This is a genomic window from Bifidobacterium sp. MSK.17.10, assembly GCF_019129655.1.
GTDB classification, from domain to species: Bacteria; Actinomycetota; Actinomycetes; order Actinomycetales; family Bifidobacteriaceae; genus Bifidobacterium; species Bifidobacterium adolescentis.
The window spans coordinates 88,090-109,142 of sequence record NZ_JAHOJD010000003.1 but is presented as its reverse complement, the minus strand read 5'-3'; the positions used below and the strand labels follow the sequence as shown (position 1 = coordinate 109,142).

The window sequence follows — 21,053 nt, the reverse complement described above, 5'->3', positions numbered from 1 at the left end:
CGCGGGTCAGCGGCTCGTCGGCCACGCTTGCGATGTCGCTCATTTCAGGCCTCCTTCAGGTCTTCCAGCACGGAATCGTCGCCCAGGTCCACGTTCGCGTGGGCGCCCAGGTATGCGTCGATCACGGCCGGATCGTTCATCACGCTCTTCGGTTGGCCTTCGGCCACGATCTTGCCTTCCGCCATCACGGTGACCCAGTCGGCGATGTGTCTCACCATGTTGATGTCGTGTTCGACGAACAGCACTGTGGTGCCTTCCTCGCGCAACGCCATGATGTGGTCGAGCAGCGACTGTTTCAGCGCGGGGTTCACGCCGGCCATCGGCTCGTCCAGCATGACCAGTTTCGGGTCGGACATCAGCGCTCGTGCCATTTCCAGCAGCTTGCGTTGGCCGCCGGAAAGCGCGCCGGCGTAATCGTCCTTCTTTTTGATCAGCAGGAAGCGTTCCAGCAGCGCCTCGGCTTTTTCGATGTTCGCCTGCTCCTGCTTCCTCCACATGCCGGGGAACAGCGCGCGGAACATGCCTTCGCCCGGCTGCACGGGGGCACCGAGGAGCATGTTGTCGAGCACGGTCAGACGGCTCATCACCTTGGTCAGCTGGAAGGTGCGGACCATGCCCATGCGCGCCACTTTTTCGGGCTGCACGTGGGCCATGTCCTTGCCGTCGAACTGCCAGGTGCCGGTGTTCGGCGTATCGAAGCCGGTCATCAGGTTGAAGAACGTGGTTTTGCCGGCGCCGTTCGGTCCGATCAGCGCGGTGATGCCGTGCCGTTCGATTTCGAAGTGGCTCACGTCCACGGCGGTCATGCCGCCGAATTTGCGGGTCACGTTGTCGGCCACGAGGATCGGGTCGGGCTTGTGCACACCCGGCTTGTTTTCGACGAATTTCAGATCGTCGGTGACTTTGTCGCGATAGGCGGTGGAGATGAGGGTCTCGCCTTCCGGAGCTTTGGTGGCCCACTTGGTGAGGTCCTGGAATGGTACGCCGGGCTGCACACCGGATACGGGTTGCACGCCGGTTGCGGGTTGCGTGGCCGGCTGCACGCCAGTGGTCGGAGAATTCGTTGGTTCAGGCATGGAAAGCCAACTCCTTTCGGTCGCCCAACAGGCCTTGTGGTCTGAAGATCACCAGGCACATCAGCGCCACGCCGACGATCACCCAGCCGAGGGCTTCGATCTGGTTGGAAGAGATGAGGGTTTCGGGAACGGTGTTGCGCATGACCTCCTTGACGAAGGTGAGCAGCACCCACAGCACGCAGGAGCCAAGCACCGGGCCGAGAATCGTGGCCGCGCCGCCCAGCAGCAGAATCGTCCACACGTAGAAGGTGACGGTGCGGCCGAGCGAATCGGGCTGTACGGAACGCGGCAGGACGAAGATGATGCCGGCGATCGCGCCAAACAGGCCGCCCAGAATCAGCGATTCCATCTTGTATCGCGTCACCGGCTTGCCGAGAGAACGGATCGCGTTCTCGTCCTCGCGGATGCCCTTGAGCATGCGGCCCCACGGCGAGTGGAACCAGCGCCAGCACAGCAGCGCCGCGATCACCACCAAAACCCATGCCACGATGCGCAGCCACCAGGAGTTGGCGATGTTGTTGCTGTACGTCCACAGCAGGAACGTGGTCGAACCGTCCGGCAGCGGCGAAAGCGATTCGAATTTCTCGGTGAAGTCCTGCGGCGAGATGCCCGCGGAACCGCCGGTGAAGTTCGTCATGGCCGTCGATCTGCCGATGATGCGGATGATTTCCGCGGCGGCCAATGTGACCATGGCCAGATAGTCGGGTCCGAGTTTCAGCGTCGGAATGCCCAGCAGCAGCGCGTAGATGACCGCGAGCGCGAGCGCCGCGCATACGGAGGCGAACAGGTTGCAGCCCATCGACTGCGTGATGGCGAATCCGTACGCGCCGAGGAGCATGAAACCGGCCTGGCCCATGTTCATAAGGCCCGTCATGCCGAAGTGAATGTTCAAACCGATGGCGGCGAGTACGTACGCCGCTGTGGTCGGGGCGATCAGCTCGCCCGCCGCGTTGGAGATGATTGTCATGATGTCCATGGATCAGCCCACCCTTTGCTGCTTGCCGAAGATGCCCTGCGGGCGCACCAGCAGAACGATGATGAGGATTGCCAGCGCGCTGGCGTAACGCATATCGTTGGGGATGACGAGCGAGCTCATGTCCGCCACGATGCCGATGACCAGCGAGCCGATCAACGCGCCGTTGGCGGTGCCGAGGCCGCCGAGCGTCACCGCGGCGAACATCAGCAGGATCAGGGTCGCGCCGGTGTTCCAGGAGATGCCGTTCAGGTAGACGCCGAGCAGCACGCCGGACAGGGCTGCCATCGCGCACGAGAGGATCCAGACCACGCGGACCACCTGATCCACGTTGATACCGGATGCTGCGGCGAGCGCCGCGTTGTCGGACACGGCTCGTGTGGCGCGGCCGAGTCGCGTCTTGTAGAGGAACAGGGTGACGCCGACGATCACGCAGATGGCGATGAGCGCGGAGACCAGCGTCGGCATGTCGGTGGTAATCGGTCCGAGCTGGAAGCTGTCCGGCACCGATTTGACGATGCCTTTGATGTCGCCACCGAAGAAGAACTGGAACGTGTACTGCAACGCCATGGACAGGCCGATGGTGACGATCATCTGCTGCATGGTGCCGACGTGGCGTCTGCGCAGCGGCCCCCAGACGATTTCGTTTTGGATGAAGCCGGTCAGCGCGCCGATGACGATGGCGAAGATGGCGGAGGCGATGAGCGGCATGTGCAGCATCTGCGTGCCGACGTATGCCATGAGGCCGCCGAGCGTCACCTGTTCGCCGTGTGAGAACGACTGCAGGCCGGTGGTGCCGTAGACGAGGTTCATGCCGACGGACATGAGGCCCAGCATCAGGCCGAAGATAATGCCGGAATACAGTTGCTGCCAGATGCGTTTGCCGACATTGGAGCCGTCTTTTTTGACTGGCGATTGCGTGGCCGCCGTCAATCCGGATGTGCCGGTCGCGCCTTTCGTGCCGTTTGCCGAGCCGGACGATCCGGACGTGCCGGACGTGCCGCTGCCGGCGGAATCGCCCGCCTGGTCGAATCGGACAACGCCGCGCTGCTTGTCGAAGCTGGCTTTCTTGATCGTCACCGTCGCGCTGCTTGCCTTCAGGCCGTGCTCTTTCGCAACGGACGCGTCGATGGTGACGGTGTAATCGCCGTCATCGGCAACGGAGAAGGCCCATTTGCCGTCCGCCGCGGTTTTGGTTTCCGCGGTTGCCTTGCCGGACAGCGTGATGGTGACGTCGGCAATCGGCTTCTTGTCGGCGTCCTGCAGGATACCGTTGACGCAGCCGTTGCTGGCGGTCGGATTGCATTCATCGACGGCCTGCGCGCCGGAATCGGCTGCGGACGCGATGGCGGGAGGGAGTACGAAAAGCATCGAGAGAACGGCGACAATCGAACAGAGTATGACGATTCCCGGTCGACGATGCCGTGTGAGATACGTTACGGCTGTCATAGGTTTTTCCTCTCTTGTTGTTTTCACAACGTAGGAGAGGAAACAGCTCGCGCGGTTGCGCTCAGATTTCCTGAGCGTTACCCGATGACCGCCCGTGTAACGTGAAAATTACGCGCGGCCGAGCCGGTGACAGCTATGCGTGGCCGCCCAGCATGGCGATGCCGAATCCGAGCGCCACGCAGGCGAGCGGCACCGCGACCGTGGCAGCGCCATAGCCCAGGGCCATGGCGAAACGGCGTTTGCGAATCAGCGACAGCACCTCGTTGATCGCCGACGAGAATGTTGAGAATCCGCCGAGGAACCCCACAACGAACGTCATTACCGTGCCCATATCCACCGACTGCGCATAGTACGACATCATGGCGATGCCGGCGCACAGGGAGGCGACGCCGTTGATGACGAGCGTGGCCAGGGGGAAGCTATGGTTGCCGTCACGGTTCCAGCTGCGTTGGATCGACACGTCAAGCACATAACGGGCCATGGCGCCGATGCCGCCGAACAGGCAGATCATCCAGGTCATCAGCGCACCTCTCCTGTGGTCGGGTCGGCGACGAGCGGGATTTCCGCGGTGACCGGCTTGGGTTCGAAGCTGGGCAGAGGTGCGACGGGTTGCGATGGCTGCGGCTGCGATTCGATTTTCGGCACCTGCCCGGTCTGCGCGACCTGCTGGGCGACCTGGGCCGCCTGCTGTGCCGCCTGCGCGGCCTCCAACGCGGCCTGCGCGGCCGAATGCGCCGCATCCGCCACCTTCACGTGGCGCACGCCCTGCGCGTCCGGCACGTTGTTCTGCACATTTTGCGCGGCCGGCACGTCCGATTCACCCGAATCGGCCATGGGGACCGTCTGCGTAACACTCTGCGTAGCCGATACTGCAGTGTCGGTCATCTGGACGTCCTGCACGATGCCGTACGCGTCCGAATCGCCCGAATCGGACATTGAGGATACGGAAGCCGTGGAGGCATCGGCGATCGCGTTACGGACCCGCTTGCGTGTGCCGCGCGCCAGCAACGCCTGCATCAGCGCCACGCCAACCGCGGCCGCGATCAGACCGCCAGCGAAACTTCCCGCAAGATAGCCGAGCGCGCTGCCGAAACGCTGCTCGCGCATGCCTTCCATGGTTTCCAACATCACGCCGGACATCGTCGACAGTCCGCCAAGCAAACCAAGCCCGACGCCACGGCTGACGACCTGCCGCACCCTGCGGCGCAGCCACGACGCGGTCGCCATGTATTCGGTCAGCATCGCAAACAGGAAGCAGGCGAGCATATTCGACACGAACGTGCCCACCACGAACGGCGAACCGTTCACCGACGGCAGCAGCAGGTCCGTGGCACGACGGAACCCGACGCCGACGAAGCCGCCGACGAACACCACGAGATACATCAGACCATCGGCAAGAGGGTTGAATCGCGCCTGCATGCGTTTCATCGGCGCGAGCGGAATCTGCGGCGGATGCTTGGATGCGGCGGCACCGGACGGGCGCACATCCGCGCGCGCCACTTCGGCGACGTCGATCGACTGTGTGGCGGGATTCGGCTCATCACCCGCGTTTGGCGAGTCTGCCGCCCGTTGTTCTTGCGATTCCATCACGTTCCCCTTGTACTTGGCTTTCCGCGGACAGCGTCGTTCCGCCCCAGCCATACGGCAACGAGCTGGCCGCAGGTGCCGTCTTCCTAACCTTGTACGAGTCTACACGTGCGTTGCAACCAAACATCGAACATGTCCGATTCGGTGGATAACTGTGGATAACTTCGGGTGGCCCTAGACGTCTACGAATGGTTATGGAAGACGGTACGGCCGCGTCAGACGGACACGTCGCACAGCCGCCGCATCGCATGCCGTGCGTCGCTTTCGTCCTCGCCGCTGAACAGCACGACCAGATAGTCGCCGGCACGCAGCCGCGTATCGCCATGCGGCACGATCTGCCGTTCGCCGCGACGCAGGCCAATCACCAGACAGCCGTACGGCCAGCGCACGTCACGCATCAGCTTGCCGTCCGCGGTCGCTCCCATTTCCACAGGCAGTTCCATGATGCCGTTGTCGATGCGATTGGCGATTGCCGTCGTGCCGCCTTGCGCGCGCATGTACCGTTCCAGCAGCTCGCCGTAGATCGGTTTCGTACGCAGCAGGTCGGAGACGAGCAATGCGATGAACGCGACGGCGGCGACCGGCAGCATGTGCGTCAACGTGCCGGACATTTCCACGGCCAGCAGAATCGACGTGATCGGTGTTTTCACGGACGCGGCCAGCGTGCCCGTCATCACGCATACCGAGAAAATCGCCACGGAATCGGACGGCAGGTTGCCGAACTGGTGCAACGTCTCGCCGCAGATACCGCCGGCGAGTGAGCCAACCGCGAGAATCGGCATGAAAATGCCGCCGGGAGCGCCTGAACCGAAGCTGGTGGAGGTGAACAGCACTTTCGCCACGAACAGCACGCACAGCATGCCCAAGCCGACGCGCGCATGCTCGGCCATGGCGATCAGGTTCGAGCCGCCGCCGAGCACGTCAGGCAGCCAAATGCCGATTGGCAGCGCGAGTGCGATCGCGATCAAAGGGCGGCTCCATGCGGGAAGCTTGCCGTACAGCGTTTGGAAGCCGAGCAGCGAACGGTTCATCAGCGAACCAACCAAACCGGCCACCAATCCCAGCGGAATCAGCCACCCGTATTCGCCGAGCGGCAGTTGGCCGATGGTGCCGAAGTCAAGCACCGGACGCAGGCCGAAACAGTATTTCGATACGAAATCGGCGGTCAGGGACGCGGCGGTGGCGCCCATCAGAATCGCGGGCGAAAAACTGCGATGCACCCCTTCCAAAGCGAACATCATGCCGGACAGCGGTGCGCTGAACGCGGCGGACAGGCCGGCCGCGGCACCGGCGGTGACCAGATAATGCTCCTGCACGTCCTCACGTTTCTTGCCGCGCAGCCGGTGCGATAAGAACTGCGCGCCCGATGCGCCGATTTGGATGGACGGTCCTTCGCGGCCGAGCGAGAGGCCGAAGAGCGATCCGAGCAGGCCTCCGATGAAGCGAACCGGCAGAATCGTCTGCCATCGCATTTTCAGGCCGCAGATCACCACGCCGTTGGTTTGCGGAATGCCGCTGCCGCCGGCCATCGGCTCTTTTTTGACCATCCATGCGATGGCGAGCGCGGCTGCGATTGCGGCGACCGCCCACGGTGCGACCAGCCACGGGGTTTCGCGGATGCGCGCGTAGATCCAGCGCGCGGTGTCGGTGCCGTATTCGATGCCGAGACGGTAGAGGACGACGAGGAAGCCGGAAATCAGGCCGACGAGAATGCCGGCAGCGGCCATCTTCCATTTCAGGTGGTCGAATCGCGGGACCAGTTTGCTGAACCTGTCAAACCTGTCGAACCTGTCGTTAGGCGGCATTGCAGTCATCGCACTCCCCTTTTCCGTTCCTCCGCCGCGCACCCGTCGGTGTGTATGCGGTGTGCGTCATACGCGCACGCCATCGCACGCACCATACGCAAAGTGCCGGCAGGCACAGGCCCACCGGCACTTGTCATTGACGTTCGTTACCGACGTTCATATCGACGAATCAGCCGAATCAGCTTCAGTCGATCAGCGAGTTGATCTGGATGATGTGGTCGCGCTGCGGGCCGGTGCCGATCACGGAAATGCGGCAGCCGGACAGTTCCTCAAGACGCTTGACGTAATCCTGGCAGGTCTTCGGCAGATCGTTGAAGTCATGGACCTGGGAAATGTCCTCGTCCCAACCCGGCATGGACTCGTAAATCGGCTTCGCGGCGGCGAACTCGGCCTGGTCGGTCGGCATATCGTCGCGACGCTCGCCGTTGACGTCGTACGCCACGCACAGCGGGATTTCCTTGAGGCCGGTGAGCACGTCGAGCTTGGTGAGCACGATGTCGGTCAGGCCGTTGACCTGGGCCGCGTAACGGTTGACGACCGCGTCGAACCAACCGCAGCGACGCGGGCGACCGGTGGTCACGCCGTACTCGTGGCCTTGGGCGCGCAGCCATTCGCCGTCCTCGCCGAACAGTTCGGTCGGGAACGGGCCTTCGCCCACGCGGGTCACATACGCCTTGGAGACGCCGACCACGCGGGTGATCTTGGTCGGGCCAACGCCGGTGCCGGTGCAGGCGCCGCCGGCGGTCGGGTTGGAGGAAGTCACGAACGGGTAGGTGCCGTGGTCCACGTCGAGCATGGTGGCCTGGCCGCCTTCGAACAGCACGGTCTTACCCTCGTCGAGCGCCTTGTTGAGCACCAGGGAGGTGTTGGCCACGTACGGCTTCAGGCGTTCGCCGAGCTTGAGCAGCTCGTCGGTGGTCTCGTCCACGTCGATCGGGCGACGGTTGTACAGCTTGACGAGCATCTGGTTCTTCTGATGCAGGCTGGCCTCGACCTTGTCATGCAGGTGCTCCGCGTTGAACAGGTCGTGCACGCGGATGCCCACGCGGTTGATCTTGTCGGCGTATGCCGGGCCGATGCCACGGCCGGTGGTGCCGATCTTGTGCTTGCCGAGGAAGCGTTCGGTCACCTTGTCGAGCACGCGGTGATACGGGGCGATGATGTGCGCGCTTTCGCTCACCAGCAGTCGGGAGCAGTCCACGCCACGGCTTTCAAGGCCGTCGATCTCCTGGAACAGCACTTCCGGATCGACGACGACGCCGTTGCCGATGACGGGGGTGGTGTTGGGGCTGATGATGCCGGACGGCAGCAGGTGCAGCGCATACGATTCGTCGCCGACGACCACAGTATGGCCAGCGTTATTGCCGCCGTTGAAACGGGCGACGTAGTCGACCTTCGTGCCGATCAGATCCGTTGCCTTGCCTTTGCCCTCGTCTCCCCACTGGGCACCGATCAAAACAATTCCAGGCATGTTGTTGCACCTCCGTGCGTACGCGATTCTGCCTTAAGCCTTGCGCCTAAAGCCTTACAAAGGTTACTCTTCACCCTCTACCGGGTCTGAGGGATGCTCACGGCTCCGGACCGACCGTAATCGGATTGCAACCGGTCCGAAAAACAGACCAGAAAACGCCCGAAAACAGTTCGAAAGACCGTTGGCTAGTTCAGCGCGCGCCCGGCACTGCCGAGCTGCTTGCATGCTTCGACCACACGCGCGGCCATCGCGGATTCAGCTTCACGACCCCAGGATCGCGGATCGTACAGCTTCTTGTTGCCCACCTCACCGTCGATTTTGAGCACCGAATCATAGTTGGAGAACATGTGACCGGCCACCGCACGGCTGAATGCGTACTGCGTATCGGTGTCGATGTTCATCTTCACCACGCCGTAGCTCACGGCCTGCGCGATCTCCTCCGGCGCGGAGCCGGAACCGCCGTGGAACACCAGGGCGAACGGCTTACCGGGAGCGACATCCAGCGAGTGCGCGGGGTCGGGCATTTCGCCGGCCTTGATCGCGAGCGCGACCGTGGTCTGGATTTCGTCGAGCAGTTCGGGGCGCAGTTTCACCACGCCCGGTTTGTATGCGCCGTGCACGTTGCCGAAGGTGAAGGCGGCCATGTAGCGTCCGCGCTCGCCGAGGCCGAGTCGTTGCGCGACGGTGATGCCTTGCGCGGGCGTGGAATACAGTTTGTCATTGATTTCGGCGCTGTGCCCGTCTTCTTCGCCACCGACCGCGCCGATTTCGATTTCCAGCACGGTGTGCGCGGCTTGGGATTTGTCGAGCAGTTCTTCTGCGATGTCGAGGTTTTCATCCAGCGGCACTGTGGAACCGTCCCACATGTGTGACTGGAAGGTCGGTTCCTGACCGTGCTTCACCTGTTCGACTTCATGGTCGAGCAAGAGGCGCACCCATTCGTCCAAATACTGTTTGGCGCAGTGGTCGGTGTGCAGGGCGATGGTGATGTTGGGGTATTTCGCCGCGACTTCGTGCGCGAAGGCTGCGAAGGCAAGCGAGCCGGTGACGCGGTCGTTGACGCGTTGCCCGGAGAAGTAGGCGGCGCCGCCTACGGAGACTTGGATGATGCCATCGGATTCCGCCTCGGCGAAACCCTGGAGTGCGGCGTTCAGGGTCTGCGTGCTGGTCACATTGATCGCGGGATAGGCGTAACCGCCGCGGCGTGCGGCGTCCAGCATTTGCGCATAACGTTCCGGCGTTGCAATAGTCATGCCTCCATTATCGCCCAACCCTATCCCACTTGTCATGTGACAACATTCGCCATCTTTCCTTTCCGTTTTCCCGACCGTCCGCTCCATATCCAGGTCGCCCGCCCCACTAGAGCCATATGCCGAGCGTTTTCGTCTCATATCCCGACACTTGCGGGACCGACCAATAAACATGGCGAAACCATTGCGATCGTTCCATCGGAAGTCATAGAATGTCCACCGGATCGCGCGACGAAGAGCCCAACCGGGTGTTCCCGCACGGGCATGCCGCCGCACGTAGATGTTGCGACCAATACCCGCGAGGAGGCTTGATGCACCAGGTTTTCGCCATCTTCCTTCGAGACGTGAAACGCATTCTGAAGAACCCCGTGGCGCTCGTCGTCACGCTGGGTGTGGCCATCATCCCATCACTGTACGCATGGTGCAATATCCTCGCCAACTGGGACCCGTACGCGAACACGGGCAACATCCAAGTCGCTGTGGCGAACGAGGACAAGGGCACAACCTCCACGCTGGTCGGCCATCTCGACGCTGGCCAGCAGACCGTCAACCAGCTTAAGAAGAACCATCAGCTCGGCTGGCGTTTCGTTCCCAAGCAGCAAGCCATCGAAGGCGTGGAATCCGGCAAATACTATGCGGCGATCGTACTGCCGGAAGACTTCAGCTCCAGACTAATCGGCACCGTCACCGGTAAAGGCGACCGACCGTCGATCACGTACTACATCAACGAAAAGCTGAACGCGATCGCGCCGAAAATCACCGATACGGGCGCGACCACGATCGACGAGCAGATCAACACCACTTTCGTTTCCAGCGTGGCCGACGCCGTGGCAAAGGAAGTGAAGGAGGCAGCGGGAGAAACCACCGGCAGCGTGAAAAGCGCGCAAAGCGACGTCGTCAACGATCTGACCGACACCATCAACCAGCTCGAAACCGTCCAACAGCAGCTGCGCGACACCCGCTCCACGCTCGACAAGGCCCTCACCACCATCGATTCGGCCAAACAGTCCAACATCGCGCTCGCCTCGGAAATCACCAACTCGCTTGACACCGTCGGCAAGGCGTCCGACTTGCTGAGCGAGACGCGCACACAAACCGAACGATTCTCGAACACGCTGGTCGGAGCGCTCGACAACGGCAGCACGCAACTGTCCGGCCTGCAGGTCAACGTGAGCAATGCCACCGGCACCGTGCTCAGCGGACTGAACACCACGCAGGACGCGCTCGACCAAGTGTCCAGCACCATGCATCACGTCAACACCACCACCGGCAATGTGCTCGACGACGTGGAGAAGGCGTTGCAGGCCAGCCAGCTGGATCCGAACAGCCAAACGTATAAGGATCTTTCCGCGCAGCTCGCCGAAGCCCGCAAACAGCTGACGTTCCAGCAGCAGCGCATCGACGCCTTCGATCAGGACACCACGGCTGCGATCAACGCGGGGAAGAACACCGCGAACGGGTTCAACGACGATGTCACCACGCTGGCGAAGAACGGCACGGCGTCGATGGCGAGCGCACGCACGACCATCACCGGCACGGTCATGCCGAATCTCAACACCGGGCTCGATACACTCAGCCTGGCCAATGGGTCGCTGTCCGGCACGCTTACCACGCTGCAAAGCACGCTGGAACAGGGCAACGGGCTGCTCGACCAGTTGTCGCGCACCGTGACCCAAACGAACACCACCATTGCTGGCACGCAGACACAGCTCGCCAATCTCGCCAAACAGCTCAACACCACGCGCACCGATGTGGCCGCGTTGAGCAGTTCGGCGATGTTCCAGCAGCTTTCCCAAGCGCTCGGACTTGACGCGAGCGAGGTCGGCTCGTTCGTGGGCGAGCCGGTGCATTTGGACGAACAGGTCCTCTACCCGGTCAAAAACTATGGTTCCGCGGTCACGCCGTTCTACACGAATCTTGCGCTGTGGGTCGGCGGATTCGTGCTCGTCGCGATCTACAAGCTTGAAGTGGACCGCGATGAGAAGATCCGCATGTACACGCCACGCCAAGGCTATATGGGCCGTTGGCTGCTGTTCGTCACGGTCGGATTCCTGCAGGCGATCATCGCCACGATCGGCGATCTCGCGCTGGGCATCCAATGCGAGCATCCGTTCCTGTTCATCCTCGCCGGCATTTTCGCCTCGTTCGTCTACGTGAACATCATTTACGCGCTCGCCGTGGCGTTCCGGCATATCGGCAAGGCCGTCGCCGTGATTCTGGTGATCATCCAGATTCCGGGCGCGGCAGGCCTCTACCCCATCGAGATGATGCCGGAATTCTTCCGCCGTCTGAAACCGTTCCTACCGTTCACCTACGGCATCAACGCGATGCGCGGGCCGATCGGCGGCATGTATGCCAACCATTATTGGATCGACATGCTCTCGCTGTTCTGGTATCTGCCTGTGGCGCTGTTCATCGGCTTGGTGGTCCGCAAGCTGGCGTTGAACCTCAACCGCCTGTTCGACAACCGTCTGGCGGACACTGATCTGATGATCACCGAACATAACGAAGGCACGGTGGAACCGTTGCGGCTCACCGAGACCGCGCAGCAGATCGCCGAGGAGTTCCCCGAACTCGCCCGCAGACGGGCGATTCATTTCTTCCGCCTGTACCCGCGCCTGGTGCGTTGGGGATTCCTCGCGCTGGCGGTACTGCCGTTCGTGTTCCTGCTATTGCTATTCATCACGCGCATGAAGCTCGCCATGCTGCTCGGTTGGATCATTTCGATCATCGCCATCGACACGTATCTCATCGTGGTGGAGTATCTGCGCGAACGGTATGCGAATTATCTGGGCGAGGAAGCGATGAGTGCGGAAGAGTTCCGCAGCGCGATCCTGCACGAGAACCTGCTGTTCCGGCCGGGCATGCATTACAAGCCGATGCATGCCGTACGTACGAGGCTGTATGAGGCTGCGCATGGTGGTTCGGCCGGACATGCGCCTGAACATGCGGCTGAGTATGCGGCTGGAAACACGGACGGAAATGCTGGCAGGAGTCTGCGTGAGGAGGGGAACGAACAGTGAAAATGATCTGGGGCATCTTCAAGCGGGACATGTGCCATGCCACCCGCAACGTGATCGCCGTGATCGTCTCGATGGGCCTGGTGGTGGTGCCGGCGCTGTACGCCTGGTTCAACATCGCGGCCAGCTGGGACCCCTACGGCAACACCAAGGCATTGAAGGTCGCCGTGGCCAATAACGACAAGGGTTACAAGTCGGATCTCATACCGGTGCGCGTCAACGTGGGCGAAACCATCATCAGCACACTGCACGCCAACGACCAGCTGGACTGGCAGTTCGTGAAAAGCGACAAGGCAATTGACGGGGTGAAATCCGGCGAATACTATGCGGCGATCGTAATTCCGAAAGGTTTCAGCGCCGACATGATGACGCTGTTCTCCCCCGACATCAAACACGCGCAGCTCAAGTACTATCTAAACGAGAAAATCAACCCGATCGCCCCGCATATCACCGATCAGGGCGCGACAACCGTGGTCAACACGATCGACAAAACCTTCGCCAAAACGATTGCGCAAGTCGGACTCGACCTGGCCTCAAGCATCCTACACTATTCGCAAAGCCCGCAAATGGCCGAATACATGCGCAACCTCAACGGCAATCTCACGACCATGGCGGATACGCTGAGCGGCGCATCGCAGCAGGTGACGTCGTATTCGCAGCTGCTCGGCTCGGCGAACGACATCGTGGATTCCACGGGCAAACTGCTCGCCTCGGCGACCAAAGCGGGCAAACAGGCCCAGAACGCATTGAAACAAGGCAAATCAGGTGCCACGTCGTTCACTTCGGCAGGTGCGAACGTCACCTCCTCGGTGAACACCGCGCTCGACCAGGTGTCAGGCGCGTTCGACCAAGTAGCTGCCAAGGTAAACAAGGCGTTCGACGCGATCGGCAAGGGCTCAGACACCGCAGCCAGCCAGTTGACAGCGTTGAGCGAACAAGTCTCCAGCGGCGAATCGCTGTACGACACGTACATCACAAGCCTCAACCACATGCGCGAATCGGTGGAACAACTACCGGACAGTGATTCCGCGAAACAGGCGCTGCTGGAAGCCATCGACCGGGAGATCACGCTGCTGGAAGCCGCCAAAGGCGATTCGCAGAAGCTCGCGCAGCAGCTGAAAGACGCTTCCACGCAGGTCACGCAGGATACCGCAGCCGCGGAAAGCTCCCGCAAGGAGATCCTGAACCGCATCACCTCCGCGAAGCAGTCGATCAGCAATGTGCGCGACGATTACGCCACGAACGTCAAGCCGAAAATCGACGCGCTCGCCTCCACAGTCAGCACGCTGATCTCCCAAACCGACAGCATGATCACCCAGCTGAGCGGCACCGCCGACGGTCTGGACGATGTGACGGGCGATGTGGGGACGAATGTGACGTCCATCCGTTCCACGCTCGGCGCGATCGCGAAGAAACTCGACTCGTCGGCAGCGACGGTGAAGGAGCTGATCACGAAGCTGGAGACGGGCGGAAACGCCGGTGACGGCAACAGCGATGGTGGCGACGGTGACAACGACGCCGATTCGGGCGAATCGGACGAACTACGTGCACTGGCCACCGCCAACGCGTCCACACTGTCCACGCTGATTTCCGCGCCCGTCGCACTGCATCGCGTCTCGGTGTACCCGATCGCGAACTACGGTTCGGCCATGGCGCCGTTCTATACGATCCTGTCAATCTGGGTGGGTGCGATCATCCTGTGCGCCATGCTGAAAGTGACGATTTCGGACCGCGAGAAGGCGCATGTGCTGGGCTTGGGCGACACGCTGCCGCGCATCGCCGGCCCGTCCGGCCCGGGGAACGCCTCACGTTGGGGACTGCGCCTCGACCACGAGTATTTCGGACGGTACGCGATCTTCGCACTGCTCGCGTTGCTGCAGGGCACACTGGTTTGCCTGGGTGACACGTATTTCCTTGGCGTGCAGGCGAATCATGCGCTGCAGTTCCTTGCCGTGGGGTGGCTTGCCGCGCTCGTGTTCTCGAATATCGTGTATACGCTGACCGTGTCGTTCGGCGATATCGGCAAGGCCGTGGCCGTGGTGCTGCTGGTGATGCAGGTCGCCGGTTCGGGCGGTACGTTCCCTATCGAGACGCTGCCGAAGTTCTTCCAAATGCTCTACCCGTTCCTACCATTCCCGCACGCCATCGATGCCATGCACGCCGCGATGGCCGGATCATACGGCAATGAGTACCTGCTTGATATGGTGTATCTCGCCTTGTTCCTGATTCCTTCGCTGCTGCTGGGATTGGTGTTGCGCAAGCCGGTGATCCGGTTGAACAACTGGGTGAGCCGCAATCTGGAGTCCACCAAGGTGATGTGACGAGGCGGATTTGAACGGGCTGGTTTGAGCCGGTTTAGATCGGTTTCGGCTGGTACACGTGAACGCGCTGCCCGCCATCATCGACGACCTGAAAACCCAAAGCCACGAATTCGTCACCATCGACCAGCCGGCAAAAACCTAAGCTAGCGTGGAGGCGTAGGGCATTGTCCTGCCCAGTCACTTCCCTTACGTACCGCTGCGCCATCCCGGCGCTCCTCTGCGCCGCCACTACCCCACATGTCGCCTCCTCACGCACCAACAAGTGTCCGATCCCCCCGAATCAGCCACCCACGCGTCATCCGGTCACCCCAGGTTGTCCGATTCGGGAAAAACGGACAACCAGGGGCACCGTGCAAACCACACGTTGATCAGAGAACCGGCAACCACCAGCACAACACCGATCCAGAACGGCATGCCCAGCGCCACGCCCAACAGAAGCGTGCTAGAAGCCGTGGAAAACAGCGGAGTCGCGTACGAACCAATCGCAAGCGTTTCCATACTGCCGTGCAACATGCCGTATCCCCAGCACGCGTAGCCGCCCGAAATCGAAGCGGCGCACGCAATCAGCGCAGCATATCCACCGATGCCGGGCGCCGTGTCCGGCAAACCGTCTCCCGAAACGAAATGGATGGTCCACAGTACAACGGCCACACAGCAGAAGAAAATCGTCGTGCCGTCGTAACCGCCGGACAACGACGGCGTAAAAGTCGCATAAATCGCCCAAATAAAGGCGCCAACAAACGCGAGCACATACGGTAGGGGGTTACTGGCGATATTGTGGACCGCTTCCTGCATATCAAGGCTTTCTCCGCCAACCGCCATCGCCACACCGATGGTTGCGATCACCGCGCCAGGAATCGCTTTGGCGACCGCACCACGTTTGTGCGATACCGCTGCGGTCATCAGCACCAGCAGCGTCGGCCACAAGTAGTTGACAAGGCTGACTTCCACGGATTGCGCGTTCGTTGTGGCCAGGCCGATCGACAGCGAGATTGACGCCTCGTATGCGATGAACATGAGTCCGCCTGCGATGAGGTACTTGCATGGCGCTTCGCGGATTGGTTTCGGACGGCGCACAATGAACAGCATGACACCACCGACGGTGTAGATGAGCGCCGAACCGAGCGTGGCGCCGAACGATTCGGAGACCAGTCGCACGAGGCCGGCCATGAAGCCCCACAGGACGATTGCGAACAGGCCGATGAGTGTCGCCGCGTGTGATGTGGCATGGCCGAGTAGCGGATTGCAGGAGTTGCCGGTGGGGTGGTTTGCGCCGGAATCGGAGGGGGACTTCTGGTTCGTGTTCACGGGCTCCAGCCTACCCATCGCCCTCCACGAGTGTCCGATTCTGCAGAATCGGACACTCCTGCAACCTGCGATGCCGCGAACCCGATTACCCCCGGAACCGCACCAACAGCAGAGTCAACCACCCCATCCGACGCTGCCACACCAGCCGTATCGGCAGCCAAGTCCATGCGTCCCGCATCCACACAGCCCACGCGTCCCGCACCTCCACGGCCCGCCGACGCGCACACGTCGCCCATGACCAAATCATCCAACGTCACACCGAACATGTCGCAAAGCATCAGCAGCTTGTCACAAACGTCGCGTTCCACGCCACCATCTTGCGGTTGCATTGCGATTCGCAACCAAATTTTGCGACGCAACCGACAGTTGCGCGACGCGAAGTTGGCTTCACGGGTCTTTTACGACAATAGAAAAACCCTTGAAATTCCAACGATTCCAAGGGTTTTGAGTGGAGCGGATGACGGGAGTCGAACCCGCCTTTAAAGCTTGGGAAGCTTTCGTTCTACCGATGAACTACATCCGCAAGGTGTGCCTTTTGGGCACGAAACTTCAGTTTAGCACGCAACGGATGCGTATGCGGACACAGACCGACATGCGATACCAATTTTCCGCAATATCACGGAGACTCAACCACGCGGCCGCTGCGAATAGTCGCGAGAATATCTGCCAGCCGAGCCGCCCGAATCATGCGCGAATCCATACTGCGTTCCAAATTGCGGCCCACCGGCACCAGCCATCGCAGAACGTCCGCCTTGCCGAATATCCGCCGCCGCAACGCCGCTCGTGGCATAGCCACCGGCCAAATATCCGGACTGCACGCCCTGCTGACGCATCTCCTGCCCCATCTGCATCAGCCGCGCAATGCGATCCGAGGTCGGCGGGTGCGTAGAAAACAGCTTGGAGAAGCCCTCCGCGGAGAACGGACTGGCGATCATCATCGCAGCCACCGACTGCGTGCCGGCGGTCTTCTCCATCGGCATCGCGGCTGCGCCGCCGGAAATCTTGCTCAACGCGGAAGCGAGCGCTTCCGGATCCTCCGTCAACTTGGAACCGTCTTCGTCGGCGTCGTATTCGCGTGTGCGGGAGATTGCCATCTGTATCAGCGACGCTGCGATCGGCGCCAGAATCGTGCTCAGCAGCACACCCAGCAATCCCAAGCCGCCGGACGCCGAATCGTCGCGGTCGTCACGCGAACGGCCGCCGCCGAAATACATGAGCGAGTAGCCGAGGTACGAGATGACGGTGGCCATGGCGGAGGCGATTGCGGACGTCAGAATGTCGTGGTTGTAGACGTGCATGAGTTCGTGTCCGAGCACGCCGCGAATCTCACGTTCGTTAAGCGTCTGTAGGATGCCTTGCGTGCAGCAGACCGCCGCGTGTCGTTCGTTGCGCCCCGTCGCGAACGCGTTGGGGCTCATGGTGGGGGCGATGTAGATGCGCGGCATCGGCTTACCTGCCTTCGCCGATAGCTCGCGGACGATCTTGTATAGTACGGGGGCTTCCTGCTCGCTCACCTGTCGAGCGTGCATGCTGGCGATCGCCAGTTTGTCGGAAAACCAGTAGGAGACGAACGTGGAGCCCAGGCCGATGAGAATGTAGTAGCCGAGCGTGCTTTGACTGGCGCCGGTCGCCCACCAGATGAGCATGATGACGCCCCACATCAACGCGAACAAAAGCGTTGTTTTCAAGCCATTGCAATGGCCGTGCACCTGCAATTTGCCGTTCATGGCCACCAGCCTAGGAATTCAGACTGGGATTTTGCTGTATACAAGCTGAAGGGTGGATTTGCAACATCTAGAAACATGCCACGCAACGACGCTACAGCATCGGCCATAGACCTATCTGCGGCACGGCGAGAGTCACCCCAACTTGAAACGTATTACCCTCGCATATCCCCCGAATGCACTGCGTCGAGCGTGCCGATCAGGCTGGTCAGCAAATCGTTGCGGCCGCACGCGTTCGTCAGCACCGCCAGCACGTACGTGCCCGACTGCGACATCACCAGTCCGGCATCGTTCAGCGCGTACAAATCGCCTTCGCCGTTGATCCATCCGGCCTTCGTGTACACGGTGTCCGCATCGCCAAGGGCCGCGTGGATGCAGGAGTTCAGCGAATTCGTCATGTCTCCGGACAGCCATTGCAGCGATTCGGGCGTGATGTTCTGCACCCCCGCCGTTTGCCCGGCGAACAGGAAACCGTATCCGGCGGTCCACAGTTTGGCCATGTCGCGCGCGGAGGTGAACAGGTACCCGCCGCGATCACCCATTCTGGAAGCCGCGCCCGCCTGTTCGGCCCACGTGTTGAAGCAGTCGAGGCCATACGTTTTGTACAGCCAGTCGTAAGACGCGTTGTCGGAATTGCGCAGGACGGCGTCGACCTTCTGGTGGACGGTGGCGGACTGCGCGTCAGCGGATTGGGCCACGCTGTTCAGGTCGACGGTGCCCGTTGAGAACAGCGATATCAGGTATGGCGCCTTCGCCGACGAGGCCGAATAGATCTGTGCATCGGCGTTGTATGCGATCGTGCGGCCGGTCGTGATGTCGGCGAGCACGAATGATGCGGTATATCCGTCGGCTTCGAAAGTGGCGATTTGAGACTGCACGGCGGCCTGCGAATCGGCGCTTAGCGTGAAGCCCTGCGTTGTGATCGTGGCGCTGCCCTCGACTGCGGAAATGCCGTCCAGCGCGACCTGCGTCGGCGACGAGACGGCTTGTGTCTGCGATTGCGGCGCGCTGTTTTTCTTAAGCGCGCCCGACGTGGAGGACGTTTCCGAAGACGTTCCCGAGGACGCCGCTGCGTGGGCTTCCTCTTCGAGATGCACATCGACAAGACCCACGCCCATGGCGAAGCCGATCAGGCAGGCGATCAGCAGGCCCACGACGGACACGGAGCAGCAGTACAGTGCCTTGCGCTTGACGTGTTTTCCAAAGTTCATGCCGACTTCACAACCTTAGATTTCAATGCCCGCATCCGTTTGCGATGATATTGCGCACCGCGTTTCACTGGGGTCAGCCTAGCGCATGGACCCGAACTTCGGGGGTAATAGGTCAAAACGACCGCGTACGTCCGATTCTGGAGAAACGGGCGGTTGTGCGATCGAAAACGCACGCTACGCGACCAGTCCGCCGAAAATCGACCACTAAAGCGGCAAAAACTAACGCCCTGCACGTCCGATTCAGAGGAATCGGACGTGCAGGGCGTTACTAGATTGCGTTAAAAGGCTTGGAGTTAGGGTGTCAGGAAGTCAGCACTCCCACCCTAATTCCAGCCGGCCCGATTCAGGCATGCGCCAGCGCGCGCATCTGCTCCGGGTCGATGACCTTCTTGTGCTCGCGGCCTTCCTTCGCGCCTTCGGCACGTTCGAACGCATCGACCTTCTTCCAGCCGGCGAAGTCGATCGGCTTGACACCGCGGGAAGCCAGCAGACGGTCGATGGATTCCGGATCGCGGTCAGCGGCCACGCGACCGCCTTCGGCGGCCTTGGACAGGTCCTCCAGCATGTTGGTGACGATGAGCAGCGCGTCGGACTTGGTGGATCCGATCAGGCCGACCGGACCACGCTTGGCCCAACCGGTGGCGTACAGACGCTCACGCACCTGCGCGCCCTCGCCGGAGGCCTCCGTGGTGATGCGGCCGTCGCCGTTCGCGTTGGCCAGGTGCGCGCGACGCTCGTCGTACGCGATGCCCGGCGCGGTGGCCGGCTTGTAGCCGATCGCATGGTACACGGCCTGCACCGGGTACTCTTCGAATTCGCCGGTGCGAGTCATCTTGCCGTCCGCGGAAGTCGTCGTCTTCTCCACGCGAATCGCCTTGACCTTGCCGTCCTCGCCCAGCACTTCGACCGGAGCGGAATTGAAGTGGATGTAGTACTTGCGATCCGCCGGGTTGCCTTCGAAATCGGTGTCGCCGTCGTCTTCCATGTCCTCGGCCATCTCGCGGATGGTGAACAGCTCCTCGACCATCTGACGGGTCAGCTTGTCCTTGCCGGCCTCCTCGATAGTGTCGTCGTCCAGATCGAAGTCGTCTTCGTTGATGATCAGCTGCACGCCCGGCAGCTTCTCCATTTCGCGCAGCTCCTGCACGGAGAACTTGGCCTGGGCCACGCCACGGCGGATGAACAGGTGCAGGGTCTTGGCCTTGTTGGCCTTGATGCCCTCGTACACGTTGTCCGGAATGTCGGTTTTGGCCTTGAGATCGTCGGCGTTGCGCATGAGCTCGCGCGCCACGTCCATGGCCACGTTGCCGCCGCCGATCACGGCGACCTCTTCGGCATCGAGCGGCCATTCGCGGGCGCCGGTCGGATAGCCGTCATACCATTCCACGAATTTCGCGGCGCCGTACACGCCGTCCAGATCCGATCCCGGCAGGCCGAGCGGCTTGTCCTCCACCGCGCCAGTAGCGAACAGCACCGCGTCGTAACGTTCCAGCAGCTCGTCAAGCGTCACGTCCTTGCCGAATTCCACGTCGCAGTACAGGTGGATGTCTGGGTTGTCGAGCGTCTTCTCGAGAGCGGATGCGATGAATTTGATGGAAGGGTGGTCGGGGGCCACGCCGTAGCGCACCAGGCCGAACGGCACCGGCAGCTTTTCGAACAGGTCGATGCGGGCCTTGGTGCCCAGTCCCAGCTCTTCGCCGAGCTTGCCCAGCTGGCGCAGGAAAATATCGGAAGAGTAGACGCCTGCGGGGCCGGCGCCGATTACAGCAATACGAAGTTCGTTGGTTTCGCTCATATGTTCCAGCCTAATATATTCCCTGCATTTCCAACAGGGGGCATACGGCACTTTCTTGCGATT

Annotated in this window: 15 protein-coding genes and 1 tRNA gene; 2 read left to right on the top strand and 14 right to left on the bottom strand. The window is 61.6% G+C overall.

Annotated features, from left to right (window positions below; genetic code table 11):
* Positions 1–44 precede the first annotated feature (44 nt).
* From KSX58_RS03255 to fbaA, 8 genes are all read right to left on the bottom strand, one after another.
* Entirely contained in the window at positions 45–1,076 is a 1,032-nt protein-coding gene (locus KSX58_RS03255) for an ABC transporter ATP-binding protein (protein ID WP_003807332.1), read from the bottom strand.
* Complete coding sequence (locus KSX58_RS03250; protein ID WP_003807330.1) at positions 1,069–2,052, bottom strand: branched-chain amino acid ABC transporter permease; 984 nt, start codon at positions 2,050–2,052, stop codon at positions 1,069–1,071. Before KSX58_RS03250 ends, KSX58_RS03255 begins: the two co-directional genes overlap by 8 nt.
* Before the next feature lie 3 nt (positions 2,053–2,055).
* Positions 2,056–3,498, bottom strand: a complete 1,443-nt coding sequence (locus tag KSX58_RS03245) for a carboxypeptidase regulatory-like domain-containing protein (protein WP_217735776.1) — start codon at positions 3,496–3,498, stop codon at positions 2,056–2,058.
* 133 nt (positions 3,499–3,631) lie between these two features.
* The gene (locus tag KSX58_RS03240; RefSeq protein WP_021913524.1) at positions 3,632–4,018 is read right to left on the bottom strand and encodes a CrcB family protein; all 387 of its coding nucleotides are present in this window, start codon (positions 4,016–4,018) and stop codon (positions 3,632–3,634) included.
* Positions 4,018–5,085 (bottom strand): CrcB family protein, encoded by a 1,068-nt coding sequence (locus KSX58_RS03235; RefSeq protein WP_217735775.1) that lies wholly within the window; start codon positions 5,083–5,085, stop codon positions 4,018–4,020. The genes KSX58_RS03240 and KSX58_RS03235 overlap by 1 nt, the downstream gene beginning before the upstream one ends.
* A 215-nt stretch (positions 5,086–5,300) precedes the next feature.
* Positions 5,301–6,812 carry a ClC family H(+)/Cl(-) exchange transporter gene (locus KSX58_RS03230; protein ID WP_229060181.1) on the bottom strand — a complete coding sequence of 504 codons (1,512 nt, stop codon included), beginning with the start codon at positions 6,810–6,812 and terminating at the stop codon, positions 5,301–5,303.
* Between the two features lie 262 nt (positions 6,813–7,074).
* Complete coding sequence (locus KSX58_RS03225; protein WP_085379203.1) at positions 7,075–8,361, bottom strand: adenylosuccinate synthase; 1,287 nt, start codon at positions 8,359–8,361, stop codon at positions 7,075–7,077.
* 185 nt (positions 8,362–8,546) lie between these two features.
* Positions 8,547–9,614: a class II fructose-bisphosphate aldolase gene (fbaA, locus tag KSX58_RS03220; protein WP_011742616.1), complete on the bottom strand. Its 1,068-nt coding sequence runs from the start codon at positions 9,612–9,614 to the stop codon at positions 8,547–8,549.
* A gap of 308 nt (positions 9,615–9,922) precedes the next feature.
* Between fbaA and KSX58_RS03215 the strand changes: the two genes are divergently transcribed.
* Together KSX58_RS03215 and KSX58_RS03210 are read left to right on the top strand one after the other, a co-directional pair.
* Positions 9,923–12,634, top strand: coding sequence for a YhgE/Pip domain-containing protein (locus KSX58_RS03215; protein ID WP_080863076.1), 2,712 nt, complete (start codon positions 9,923–9,925; stop codon positions 12,632–12,634).
* A gap of 2 nt (positions 12,635–12,636) precedes the next feature.
* A complete protein-coding gene (locus KSX58_RS03210) occupies positions 12,637–14,952 on the top strand; it encodes a YhgE/Pip domain-containing protein (protein ID WP_237976404.1) in 2,316 nt (771 codons plus the stop codon).
* Between the two features lie 303 nt (positions 14,953–15,255).
* On the opposite strand, the gene yddG is transcribed toward KSX58_RS03210, so the two are convergent.
* The 6 genes from yddG to KSX58_RS03180 all read right to left on the bottom strand — a co-directional run bounded on the left by yddG (position 15,256) and on the right by KSX58_RS03180 (position 20,990).
* Entirely contained in the window at positions 15,256–16,260 is a 1,005-nt protein-coding gene (yddG, locus tag KSX58_RS03205; RefSeq protein WP_237976387.1) for an aromatic amino acid DMT transporter YddG, read from the bottom strand.
* On the bottom strand, positions 16,257–16,589 hold the full coding sequence (locus KSX58_RS03200) for a hypothetical protein (RefSeq protein WP_003807308.1): 333 nt from the start codon (positions 16,587–16,589) through the stop codon (positions 16,257–16,259). The genes yddG and KSX58_RS03200 overlap by 4 nt, the downstream gene beginning before the upstream one ends.
* A gap of 120 nt (positions 16,590–16,709) precedes the next feature.
* A tRNA-Gly gene (locus tag KSX58_RS03195) sits at positions 16,710–16,783 on the bottom strand.
* A 103-nt stretch (positions 16,784–16,886) separates the two neighbouring features.
* Positions 16,887–17,987, bottom strand: coding sequence for a zinc metalloprotease HtpX (htpX, locus tag KSX58_RS03190; protein ID WP_055309203.1), 1,101 nt, complete (start codon positions 17,985–17,987; stop codon positions 16,887–16,889).
* Between the two features lie 152 nt (positions 17,988–18,139).
* Positions 18,140–19,195 carry a serine hydrolase gene (locus KSX58_RS03185; protein WP_055309204.1) on the bottom strand — a complete coding sequence of 352 codons (1,056 nt, stop codon included), beginning with the start codon at positions 19,193–19,195 and terminating at the stop codon, positions 18,140–18,142.
* A 343-nt stretch (positions 19,196–19,538) separates the two neighbouring features.
* On the bottom strand, positions 19,539–20,990 hold the full coding sequence (locus tag KSX58_RS03180) for an FAD-dependent oxidoreductase (protein ID WP_055054883.1): 1,452 nt from the start codon (positions 20,988–20,990) through the stop codon (positions 19,539–19,541).
* Positions 20,991–21,053: the final 63 nt, after the last annotated feature.